This window comes from Hallerella succinigenes, from assembly GCF_002797675.1.
Taxonomy (GTDB): domain Bacteria; phylum Fibrobacterota; class Fibrobacteria; order Fibrobacterales; family Fibrobacteraceae; genus Hallerella; species Hallerella succinigenes.
Map to the genome: position 1 here is coordinate 162,192 of NZ_PGEX01000001.1, position 12,564 is coordinate 174,755.

The window sequence follows — 12,564 nt, forward strand, 5'->3', positions numbered from 1 at the left end:
ATCCTTCAATCAATCAAAAGTTAGAGTTCGTCAGTATCGCAACCAGGGAACTTGTTCCTATTCTGCATTATAGCACGTTCCCATTCTTCTGGGGTATCGCCGATAACGATAAAGCGATATCCCTTAGCATCAAGATACTTTCGCAAGGAATCCTCCGGTTCTTCTGCCAAGAGCACCAAACGCGAAGCCTTCCACATAGCCAAAACCGTATAGGCGCCGTTATGGATAGCCTTGTTGTAGGCATCCGGTTTTACGCAGAAAACCGAGTCCAGAATGTCATCGAGCGACTTGGCGTGTTCATCTTCGCGGACGGTTGCTTCTGCCTGAGTTTCGACCTTTTCAGCCGTAGCGTTAGCAAGTTCGACCAGAATCTTGAGCGAGTCTTCGTCATGACGGTCAATGACGCTATGCTGGGGCTGGTTATAGTAGCTCAATAGGCATCTGTAGCACCCTGCCACGCAGCGAACTTCAAGCGGTTTTGTCTGTTCGAGATCGTTCAGTTCATCAACAGACTTTGGCGAAGGTCCACGACTGGGGTCTTCAGCCGTACTATTCCACGAGAAGTGCATAATCGAAAGTGCACGACGAGCAATTCGGCCAATCGCCTCGCCATTGCGCAACAGTTCTGTCAGAACACCGGCTCCGCCTTCGGAAGCCTCGTAGAAAAGCAGACTTGTACATTCCCTTTCGTTCGGCATCTGCTTTACGGAAAGTTCGGATTGTTCTATCTGGAACTCTTCTTCGATGGCACGCTGTAATGCGGAGGCAACCGTCGCCATCGTCTTCTGGGAATAAGGTTCCGTATCCAAGAGGCCACGCTTGGGTTCATAGACCAGGATATTCTTCGTGTCTTCGACATAAGGCACAATACGTTGCGGCTGGACCTTGGAATTTTCCTTGTCGTCCTGATCCGGTGCATCCGTATCGCCGGGATCGGATTCCCAGCATCCCGTCATCGGATTGATTTCAAATCCCTTCACGGACATGTTCTTGCGCTTACGCCAACCGAGATTCAACATCCACAACTTGGCATTCGGACCATAAGTCAGTTCACCGACACAATCGCCGTCCAGCATCATCTTTGACTGGTTATAGCAAAGAATACCCTTGTCGCTGGCAAAGCGATAAACCGTCTGGAGGTCATACCCCTTGCGAAGGCGTTCTTCCTCGTTTGCCGAAATACGCGTACTCGGCTTCGTTTCGACAGTTTCAATCTTGTAGAGCGAATCTATTGTCGTTCCGGCGGTCAACGGCTGGCCGCACTTTTCACACCGTTCGGCGTTCACGCTCACGTGTCCGTAACCGCAACGGTCGCAAATCACCATTGTCTGGGTAGCGAGTTTGTCCGTTGCCGTCGCCTGGCCGTTACCGGAGTTCAGCTTTGCCTTAAACACCTTGTAGCGGCGACCTTCGTGGTAAATGATGCTCTGGGGACCAAATTCGGAAATGGCAAGGAATCGCGGACGGCTCACCATAGAACCGGCGTCATCCTTCTTGCCGGCGAGATTGCCCCTGACCGACGGAATCCACGCCATCAGCGGAAGGCGCGGGAAATCATACCCCGGAAGGAATCCTTGGCTTGCCAAGTAACGGTATGGGTAGAAATCGTTGTTCTTGTTGGCAGATTTACCAATCAAAACATTCAGCTGCTGGCTGGCATCGAAGTAGCGCCTCTTGGCGCGTTCTCGCTCAATGGCCGTTATGCTGAGACTCTGGACGATCTTATCGGAATCGGCCATCTGCTTCTTGATAGACCGCAATAGCGTGCGCCAACTATCAAAAGCAGCGTTAAAATCCTTGGCGACATCGTCAATGACCCTATCGACGTAGTCATCCTGGATCCACGGCTGTTTCTGTTCGTCTTCGGACAGAGCCTTGCGAACATCGGCCAAGACGTTCTTGGCCTCCTTTTTCGCAGCCTGTTTTACGCCGTCGTCGTTAATTCGTTCTAACAGGTCTTTTCGAATTTCAAGGCGTAAGCCGGATTCCGGGTCCATCACGTTATCATAGATGCTCTGGCCCAGACCGTAATCGAGTTCCTGAAGCCAAACAGCGTGAATATGGCTCGTTATCAAGTCCTTATTCGTAATGTCAAGCGTCGGAGCATTCACGATACCAGACACCATATCGGTTCGCTTCTCAAAGAACCACTGGTCGTGGGGGCTCATAGAGGAGCTATAGGTAATCACCAGAGCCGGTTGACCGGATCGACCCGCACGTCCACTACGCTGGGCATAGTTGCTCGCCGTGGGCGGCACGTTGCGCATATACACCGTATTCAGGCTCGATATATCGACGCCAAGCTCCATCGTAGGAGAACAGTAGAGAACCGGCAGGCGCTTCAGCTCAATCCCCGGATTTTCCTCTTTCCATTCCTCGATATCTTTTTTGGTAAATCTAAACTGATGTTCCAGTTTCTTGCGGTCTTGCGCATCCACCTGGGCCGTATGTTCGTGTGCGCTGTAATCAAAGACATAGCAGCTCTGATTGTCGATTGCAGACTGTACAAGAGCATCCTTGACGTTCCTATAGACTGCTCCGAAATATTCATTGTCTCGGATACCGGTGTTAGAAACATCCGGGTTTCGACCAGAATGCCATTCCATAGCATTGGCGTGCAACTGCCAGCCATCGGGTGTACGATGAACAATATCGGCGGAGTTCGCTATTTCAAATGCGGTTACGACAACTCCGCGAATCAGGTCTGCACTCCCCTTCGCCTTGATTTTAGCTTCAGCCGGAGTTCCGGACCATATACTAGAATTCTTGATTGCCCTAGAAATCTGGGAGTTCTGAGCCAAGGAAACCGTCGTATAGTCGCGCCTACCTACGCCACGCGTCTGCTTACGGCCAGAATCGTCAACGTAATTGAACCCATCGGGCTTCTCGTTATAAGCAAATCCCCACTTTTCAAGCAAGTCAAGATAGGACGATTCCAGAACCTTCTGCTGTTCGCTCCTGTTCAAATAGAACGAATCTACGCAGAGCTGAGCTTTCATTATCTGGAACAAAATATGATAAAATTCGAGTCTCTTGGCCGGAGTCAAGCAAGCCAATTCATCACAGTTTGCAAATCGGTTGTCGTCGCCACAAAGTTCACGCAATCCCTTGTACTCAATGTGGAGCATTCCCAACATTTCGAGCGGCGGATTGTTGTTGTACCAGCCAGAGGCCAAATCCTTCATCAGACGGTAACCGAGAATAAACTTAGCCTCGTTCTTGACATTTTCGAGTGCATTAGGCTGGTCTATCTTCGGATTGACCATGTACTCCTTGAGCACATCCTTATTGCGCGAATCAAAGCCCAGAGTTGCGAATACGGCACCGGAAAGCTGTTCGTACGGCAATACGCCGCCATGCTGCTCCATCGCACCAAGCAATGCGGCACGGAGCGTCACAGTGTAGACGAAATCGTTAAAATGCCCGGCCTGTAACGCTGCATCCTGACGGTTGTCGGTAAAACCGAGCATCTTGCGGACATCGTTATCACCAATATCCTTGCCATAGGGATTGTCACGGAACAGCTGGTTAAGTACGGCTAGCGTAAGTACAGTGGTTGCCGATGAACGGCCTTCACCGCTCAAGCCGATAAGCTTGTTTCGGTCAGAACTGAACTGTCTGTATTCGTGACCGCAACAAGGGCAGAAACGGACCTTGCCAGGAATATACCAAAACTCGGTATTATTCGACTTCTTTTCTATATCGCGAGTACCGTTTGCCTGAACATACATCGGAACCGGCTGGAACGGAGCGTAGTTTTTGCGGACTCTCGGATAGCCGTCCTTGTCCAGCTCCCACCAGCTTTCCGGCAGATCATCGGTTGTCTGATACTTGAAGCTAGACTTTTTCGGAACAAGGAAGCCATTGAAACCGCTATTATCGTCCATTGGGACCTCGCCGATATCGCGAGGTTCGAACACCTTGCGTTCATCATTGAAACGGACCGGAAAGAACTCTTCGCCACATTCACGACAGAAATGGGCATTGAAAAGTCTTACTCCATCACAGCCAGGTGCATAGACCTGAGCATCCAAGGTTACACGGCGCTTTCCCTCAGATTCGAGGGTACACAGTACGCTTCCGGGGCCACTGATGAACTGGTGCAGTTTGAAGGCAAACGGTTTACGGCCATTGGGGCTTGTCAGGGCATGGGCCGCCATCAGGTAATCCTGCAAGGCACCCAAGGCGCTATCCAAAGACACATCCGCATCCTTGGCAAGTTTTTCAGCCGCCATACGAAGCGTAATAGGCTTCGCTCTTTTGGCCTTGCCTACAGCCGGTTTGTCAATACCGAGCGTCAGTTCCACCCAGACCGACAACGGATCATTTCGAAACTCATCTAAGGACGTAAACGGAGCTACTCCCTTTGCGACACGCGCACTCAGAAGCGGCCTTACCTTATCCAAGTTAAGATGTTCATCGGTCGCTTGAGCCAGCGTTTCGGTAATGACGTTCGACGGCGGGATTTCGGCACCGAACAGTTTAGACGCCACCGATGCCACGGCTCGGTTCTGGTCATCCTCGGTTCCGGTGTTATCCATAGTCGCCGATGTTCCGATGCTGATTAGATTATCAGCCTTTGTCTCACGACGTAGGCGGCGTACAAGCAAGGCTACATCGGCACCTTGTCGTCCACGGTAAGTATGCAATTCATCCAGTACAAGGAACTGCAAGCCGTCGCAATGCTCCATCACGGCCTTATCGACCTCGGAACCACGAGTCAGAATCAGTTCCATCATCATGTAGTTCGTGAGCAATATGTCGGGTGGATTGCTCGCTATGCGCTTTCGTTCGGCATCCAAATCTTGACCAGTATAACGATCCACCGTGAATGCGCCGGTATTGCCAAGAAACTTGTTGATTTCCTCCATCTGGCTATTGGCCAAGGCGTTCATCGGATAGATGATAATGGCGCGTGTACGCGGGGTCTTGTCCAGTTCCTTCGCGCGCAAAATGGCATCTACGATAGGGATGAAAAAGGATAGGCTCTTACCGGAACCTGTACCCGTCGTGACAACAAAGCTTTTATGTTCCTTGGCAAGCGATATGGCGTGAGTCTGGTGCTGGTATAGGGACATCGGCCTGCCACCCATACCTTCGTTATCCTTGCCCACCTTGAATATATCACGGCATTTTGGAGACAATACGCCTTCGTCACAAAGTTGGTCAATCGTGGCGCTAGTCTGATAGTTCGGATTGATTTGAATCAGAGGATCTGGCCAGTAGCGGCCTCCGGCGTACTCAGCATCGACGACACGTTTGATGTCGTCCGCCGAAATCTTCGTGAAACTGCGAGAAAAGCGGCTATACTCGTCGATAACCGCATCACGATAACTGAATACGTTCTGTGCCATATAAGAGCTCGTTCCTTACATGTATAATATAAGAAAAGCGTTCGGAATAGTCGCTCAAAGTTCTATGCGAACAGTAAACAAGCCTACAGTTACCAAAAAGGAATGTGTAATTTTTTTCTGTAAATTAATGCATTGTATTTTTGGGGCATCTAAAATACAATTAAAACGCCCAACAATGGCGGCTTCTTCAGCCAGTTGGGCTAGTACGCGATGTTCTGGAGTGCCTCAGAAGCCACAGAATATATTATTGACGACGATGTTGGAGACATCGCCTACATCATGGAATTGTACTACAGCAGCGATCGCGTAAGCCTGTACATCTAGCTCAAGAGCGGAGCACATTCTGTTCGTTGTCTCCGGGACTGACCTAGCCCCCAAACACAGGGCTGGCTTTTATTTTTACCCAAAGTAGCAAAAATATTGGAAATTACAGACAAATTGTCATATAGGGCGGAATGCAGATAGTTCCGTTTTCTTTTATGAAGTAGTTCTTAGGATGAATGATATACGATTTTCCGATACGCTTCTTGTAGATTTTTTTGAAATCGGTTAAAGACGATGTGGTATAATTCTTTGACGATTTTACCTCGATGGGGATGACTTTTCCGCTTGCGGAATCGCTCAGCAAAAAGTCAATTTCCATATCGTTTCGGTGCAGTTCTTTGTTGTATCGGGTGTAAAAGTAAAGCCGGTGCCCGTTTGCGGTAAGCATTTGCGCAATGGCGTTTTCATAGAGCATACCCTTGTTTATTGAAAGCTTGTCGTTCATGATTTGCTTGTACAGCGAATCTCTTGCAATCGCATTTTCACTGAAGGCATGCGAGAACAGAATCCCCGTGTCGCCCATGTAGCATTTGATGGCGGAATCGTCGCCGTTCAGCCCCAAGCCCACATTGGGGTCGGAACATTTGAGGCAATTGTTGGTAATCATGGAGTTCGAAAGCCACATGAAGGTATTCTCGTAGGTGTTTTCTGTGTTGATGCCGGATTCAATTCTGGAGAGACTTACGCGTTTCTCGTGCTTGGAGAGGAATGCGGGAATTTGCAGGAATGTGGAAAGGACCTTTGACTTGTATGCACCCTTGATTTTTTGGATATCCTTCTTGTAGAGGGCGATAATGCTGCGTTTGCGCTTGTCGCTGTATTCAAAGCTGAACGTGTGTTCCAGAAATTCGACGATGGACTGGGGCATCCCACCGATAAGCATGTATTGCTTGAATAGTTGCATGGCGTCGTTGTGCAGACTGCGCTCAAGGGCTTCTCCTTTGCCGAAACATTCCCGGATGTAGTCGCAGATGGAGGGCTTTCCGAGTGCCTCACAGAACTCCTCGAAGTCCATCGGATACATTTGGATAGATGTTTCTTCCGATGGAATGGTGATGTCCTTGACGTTTTCGTTGATGGAAATGAGTGAACCTGTCTCGATGTAGTCGAAGCGCCCGTCCTTGACAAGTTTCTTGATGCTTTGTCGGGCCTTTGGGAATTTTTGAACCTCGTCGAAAATGATTACGGAGTCACGGGGATGGAGCGTGATACTGTATGTGTAAGAGAGCGTGGTAAAGAAACTGTTGAGGTCGCTCATCTTGTCGAACGCTTTCTTGACGGAAGCCTCGCAGTCGTTGAAGTCGATAAGGATATACGACTTGTATTCGTGCTGGGCGAATGTTTCTACGATGGTGCTCTTGCCAATTCGTCGGGCCCCTTCGATGAGGAGGGCTTCGCTGCCCTGGGATTCGGCTTTCCATTGCAACAGCTTCTGGTAGATTTTGCGTTTAAATTTAATCATTTGTATGCCTCCGCGGATGAGAATATAAATAAATATTGTTAAAAACGCAAGGTGTTGTGTGTCAAAATATTGCTAAAAGCGCAATCTAATAAATGTGAAAATATTTCAAAAAGCGCAATGTTCTCCATTTTGGCCATTACTGGATAATAATGGTTTCTTTTTTGCTGATTTTACGAATCGAATTGTAAAATTTTCTTTAAAAATGGCCGAAATTTCACAAAACACTTGACATTGTTTTTTTTTGTTTACATTTGGAGGGCTTAAATACTTAAATAAATGGATTGCACAATGTCGAAAAACGAAAACGAATCCGTTAGCTCAAGGGAATTGGCTGAAAAGTATAATTCCGATTATGTAAAGATTCTGGGCGATTTTAAACTTGATTGTTTTAAACGTTCAACATCCTTAACCGTGTATCGTTATATGCGCTACAAGTGGGCCAAAAATCTGATTGAATCCAAGAAAATTTCTTTTGCGGATCCAGCCACCTGGGAGGACCCCTTTGAAAAAAGATTTGTTTGCGGGGATTACGAACAGTCTGGATTCAAGAAAAAACAGATAGCCGCATTTTGCGTGACAACAGAACATGGAGAAAACGAATCCGCTTTTTGGCGCCAGTTTGACATGGAAAACCGCCACGACCTTGTTCAGTTGACTTTTGACTTCGACGTGTTGATTAAGTCGTTGAGCGATTTCGCCAAAAAAAACAATGCGAAGGTCTATGTAAGCCCTTGTAAATACGATTACACGAGTGAAGAAATAAAAAACAATAGTAAAATTCAGAAGGTTTACAAAACAATTGATGAAGAAAGTTTCATTGAACTTGCATGCCTCAAAAGGCGTGCCTTCAAATACGAAAACGAACTCCGCATCTTTATGTATGGCGAAAAATTGCCCATTGAAGGCGGTCGTCTGAATATTCCTTTAAAAGGCAAATTGCTGAAAACCCTGAAGGTTTGCCCAAATCCCAGTGTGGAAGCCTTTGTTTCAAATGATTTTGTGAGGGAGATGCTTCAGGAAAGGCTTGGTATAAGAGTTGAAAAGTCCCATCTTTACGATGAGGTGTCGAAATTCAAGTTTTCAAGGGGTAAATAATGAAGAAATTTGACGTGGTTTTGGCGGGTACACTGGCTGTACTAGGTCTTGTTGGCTGCGGTGGCGATTCCAGCGGAACAGGCGTAGATGCAGCAGATATGAGGGTCGAGACCATGGAGAATCTGCCCAACTGCACGGAAAATAGGGAAGGCACCACCGCCCTTGTGACCGAGGACAGTTCTACGTACAAGTGCGAAGAGGGAAGATGGATTTTTATGTCGGCACCCCTGCCTACCGTAAGCACCTTGGACGACCTTTCCAACTGCACTGCAAAAATCGACGGCGATACCGTGAAGGTGGAAAAGGAAAGTGCGGTTTATAGGTGCGATGATGGGGAGTGGATAAAATATTACACCCTGACAGACACTTTGGCTACATCTGACGCTCTGCTGGCTTGCGTGGAAAAACGTGAAGGGAATACCGCTTATATTACAGAGGAACACGCTCTTTATAAATGTGATGATGGTGTTTGGGGAAAAATTGTTTCGTATATGGATACGGTTTCCACCAAGGATGCTCTGGACAATTGTACTGCCAAAAGGGAAGGGGATTCCACATACGTGAGCAAAGAAAATTCGGTATATTTGTGCATCGAAAGTGCCTGGCGGTATTTGGGCACGGTGGCGGCAAACTCCGATGAACTGCCAAACTGCACCGAAAAGCGTAATAATGAACAGGCATTTGTGGTGGAAGAACACATGACGTTAATTTGTAGTGAAAGTAAATGGTACCGTTTTGACATTTACACCATCATCGAAAAGGAAGAGGTGAAATCCAGCAGTTCCCCAAAACAGGAAAACGACTGGGAAGATTATAACCCTGTGTCGTCATCTAGCAAGGTCACATCTTCTTCCAGCGTTATTCTCAGCTCTGATTCAAAATCTAGCAGCAGTAACACATCCAGCACTTCGGTACAGTCATCTTCTAGCAGTAAGAATGAAGCAATCTCCAGTAGCAGTGTTTCTATATCTTCTTCCAGCGTCATCCTGAGCGGAGGCGAAGGAACTCTAAAAGATTCCCGTGATAATCAAGTTTACAAAACCGTCACCATCGGCACCCAGACCTGGATGGCAGAGAATCTGAATTATGCTTATAAGGGAAAAACAAGTACTTTCGATTCTTCTAGTTTCTGCTACGACGATGACCCCACCAACTGTTCAAAATACGGTCGTCTTTACTTGTGGTCTGCGGCTATGGACAGTGCTGGAACTTGGAGTACCAACGGGAAAGGCTGTGGTAACGGAAAATTCTGCTTACCTACATACCCTGTTCGTGGTGTTTGTCCCGAAGGCTGGCACTTGCCAACTGAAGAGGATTTTAGGATTTTGTCAAGGGGTACCGGTGCAACCTGGGATGAGAGAAACTTCTATTACATCGACGCCGGAAAGTATCTTAAATCCACTAGTGGCTGGAACGATAATGGCAACGGTACCGATGCCTACGGCTTTTCCGCTCTCCCAGCGGGCATCGGCCTCCAAGGCGGCCCCTTCCAACAGTTGGGCTACGTGGCGACCTTCTGGAGTGCCACAAGAGTCATAGAATCTAATGTCGACGATTTTTATAGCGACGATGCCTTCGTCATGACGTTGTACCAAAACAGCGATCACGCTTTCCTGCCGCCCCAAGACATGTACTGTGCAGCGTCTGTCCGTTGCCTCAAGGACTAGCAGTGAGACTCTGTAGCGCAGAAATGCTCGCATTTCTGCATTGCAGAGCCGAACCGGGCCTAGTACGCAAACACCGGGCTGGCTTTTATTTTTACCCAAAGTAGCAAAAATATTGGAAATTACAGACAAATGGTCATGTAGGGGTCTGCCACCTGCGATGGTCCTTACCCGGCTACCCGTAAACGGGTTATTTCTTTCCGAATAGGCCTAACTGTTCTCCGTACTCGTCTTCTTTCAATTGATTTTCAATGTACGCCTTGATTTTCTGCGTATTTTTCCCTGTCGTGTCAACGTAATACCCTCGGCACCAAAATTCCCTATTCCTGTATTTGAACTGAAGCGACGGATACCGTTCGTAGATCATCAAGCTACTCTTCCCCTTCAGGAATCCCATGAATCCCGAAACCGAATATTTCGGCGGTATCTCGAGAAGCATGTGTACATGATCTGGACAAACTTCCGCCTCGACGATATTCACCTGTTTCCAGTTGCAAAGCGTACGTAGGATTTCACCTATCTCGCGGCGCTTTTCTCCATAGAACACCTTCCTGCGAAATTTGGGGGCAAACACGATATGATACTTGCAATTCCACGTCGTGTGGGCCAAGGTATGATTATTGCTATTTTTCATTTGAATCCTTTGGTTCTTTTGTTCGCAGCTGACAGACCGCATTTCAAAAGCTACCAAAGGATTTCTTGTTTGTCGAGGAAGGAACGCCAAAAGGCTAAACGGGACCGCCGGCCTAGCCGGCGGTTTTGAATGCATACAAAAAAAAAAAAAATGATAATGTTTTTTATTTACATTTAGAGATGTGAAATATATAATGGATGAAGATTCCGACTAGATGTTGCCTATTATAAAATTCTTGTGAATGTGTATTGTAAGGGTTTTGGGCATTTTCCATTAGTGCTCCTTTCCAGTATGGGGCTTTTTTGCGATTGCGTGGATTTTGGTAGCGAAGGGGTTCCGTCATTGGCAAGAAAACTGGGACGTTCTGTCAAAAGGTTGCACAGGAAAACCCCCTCCGTAAACCCGTTCGTGTTGTTCCTGGTCATTTTTATGCTTTCTGTATTGGGAATAGTGACTTTTGGTAACCTCTAAAAATTAACCTCAAAAAAAAGCACTTTACATACAAATTCTGTCTATTCCTTGGATAATTCCTGAATGAGCCTTTTGCCGAATTGATGGAAGCATAGGCTTTTTGACGTCCTAAATAAATTATCTGCTTCACTTCGGAAACAAATGAGGAACTTATATTCGGCTCATTCAATTTTACCTTGTTGTCACTTTTTTTTCGCATATCCACCCCTCACCTTACCCAAACAGCTTTGCAATACGCTTGTTTACAGACTTGTCCAGGTCCACAAATTCCTTGGCAAGTTGCTTGCCTTGGGTTCCATGCACTTTTTCTTGTTCTTGGACAGGACCCAAATGTAAGTGGCAATGCCCGTGTTATAGAAGAGGTCTGTTGGCAATGCGATGATGGCCTCAATCAAGTCCTTTTCAAGCAACCAACGCCTAATCTGGGATTCTCCACTGGATGTTCCTCCCGTAAACAGCGGGGAACCGTTTTCGATAATCGCTGCTCGGCCACAGGCGTCATCCATCTTGTTCACGGCGGACTGGATAAACAGCAACTGCATATCCCCTGTACCAGGCAGATAGCCAGAACCCCAACGACTGCCCACCTTGTTCTTTTCCTTGTTGACGGCCTCTTCCACACCTTCTGCGGCATCCTTACCGCCCCATGGCTGACCAAAGGGAGGATTCTCGACCATGAAGCGCATCTTGGTATCTGGGAAACAGTCGGCCTTCATGGTGTCCTGCAAGCGAATGTTCTCTGCATTCTGCCCCTTGATGAGCATTTCTGCAAGACAAATTGCGTAAGATTCGGGGTTCACTTCCTGGCCGAAGAGACGAACGTTTGCAGACGGATTGAAGCGCTTGATAAAGTTTTCGGTGGTAGAAAGCATGCCGCCAGTTCCACAAGCCTGGTCGCAAGCGGTAATGACTTTACCTTCTTCGAAAATGTCGTCGCATCCTTCGGCCAAGAGGATGTTCACCATGGTCTTGATGATATCACGACCCGTGTAGTGGTCACCCGCTTCTGCATTTTCCGAGAATCTACGAATCAGGTCTTCGAAAATATATCCCATCTTGACATTGTCGATGGTCTTGGGGTTCAAATCCAGCTCGGAAAATTTCTTGACGATTCCAAAGAGACGGTTATGCTTGTCCATCTTGTCTATCTGCTTCTCGAAATCAAGACCAGCAGAATTGCTCATGATGATTTCCTGCACATTCGGGGAAAATGCGTTCAGGTAACTCTTGAAGTTGGAAGCGATATTCTCGGAATCGTTCAACAGCTCTGCCAGGTCAAATTCGCTGGTGTTATAGAACTGGAACCCAGAAATCTTGCACATGGCCTTGTAGGGGTAATTCTTGTTCTGCTTGAACTGCTTGATAACCTTATCCTTGGTTGCAGCCAACGCGCACTCAAATCTGCGGATAATCACCATCGGGATAATCACGTCTTTGTACTTGTCGCTCTGGTATGGCCCACGGAGGGTATTTGCGATACTCCAGATGAAGTTCACTTCGGTAGAAACATCTATCGGGGAATCGTCATAAGCAGCGTCAATAATCTTATTCTTGGCCATG

At 47.4% G+C, this 12,564-nt stretch carries 4 protein-coding genes and 2 pseudogenes; 2 read left to right on the forward strand and 4 right to left on the reverse strand.

All coding sequences use genetic code 11. The annotated features are described in order from the left end of the window. Positions 1–20: 20 nt before the first annotated feature. The gene (locus BGX16_RS00725; protein WP_100424344.1) at positions 21–5,354 is read right to left on the reverse strand and encodes a DEAD/DEAH box helicase; all 5,334 of its coding nucleotides are present in this window, start codon (positions 5,352–5,354) and stop codon (positions 21–23) included. Positions 5,355–5,781: 427 nt separating this feature from the next. Then, the gene (locus tag BGX16_RS00730) at positions 5,782–7,137 is read right to left on the reverse strand and encodes an ATP-binding protein (protein ID WP_100426692.1); all 1,356 of its coding nucleotides are present in this window, start codon (positions 7,135–7,137) and stop codon (positions 5,782–5,784) included. A 291-nt stretch (positions 7,138–7,428) separates the two neighbouring features. On the opposite strand from BGX16_RS00730, the gene BGX16_RS00735 reads away from it, so the two are divergent. Together BGX16_RS00735 and BGX16_RS00740 are read left to right on the forward strand one after the other, a co-directional pair. Beyond that, on the forward strand, positions 7,429–8,235 hold the full coding sequence (locus BGX16_RS00735; RefSeq protein ID WP_100424345.1) for a DUF2971 domain-containing protein: 807 nt from the start codon (positions 7,429–7,431) through the stop codon (positions 8,233–8,235). Further along, the gene (locus tag BGX16_RS00740; RefSeq protein ID WP_100424346.1) at positions 8,235–9,902 is read left to right on the forward strand and encodes a fibrobacter succinogenes major paralogous domain-containing protein; all 1,668 of its coding nucleotides are present in this window, start codon (positions 8,235–8,237) and stop codon (positions 9,900–9,902) included. The genes BGX16_RS00735 and BGX16_RS00740 overlap by 1 nt, the downstream gene beginning before the upstream one ends. Before the next feature lie 168 nt (positions 9,903–10,070). Here the strand turns inward: BGX16_RS00740 and tnpA are convergent. Together tnpA and BGX16_RS00750 are read right to left on the reverse strand one after the other, a co-directional pair. Beyond that, positions 10,071–10,533 (reverse strand): annotated as a pseudogene (tnpA, locus tag BGX16_RS00745) (IS200/IS605 family transposase); the annotation flags it as partial. A gap of 776 nt (positions 10,534–11,309) precedes the next feature. Beyond that, positions 11,310–12,563: pseudogene (locus tag BGX16_RS00750) on the reverse strand (type I restriction-modification system subunit M); the annotation flags it as partial. Position 12,564 lies beyond the last annotated feature (1 nt).

Coding starts and splice junctions, on each gene's coding strand:
- BGX16_RS00725 (WP_100424344.1), bottom strand. CDS start 5,354: ATGGCACAGAACGTATTCAGTTATCGTGATGCGGTTATCGACGAGTAT.
- BGX16_RS00735 (WP_100424345.1), top strand. CDS start 7,429: ATGTCGAAAAACGAAAACGAATCCGTTAGCTCAAGGGAATTGGCTGAA.
- BGX16_RS00740 (WP_100424346.1), top strand. CDS start 8,235: ATGAAGAAATTTGACGTGGTTTTGGCGGGTACACTGGCTGTACTAGGT.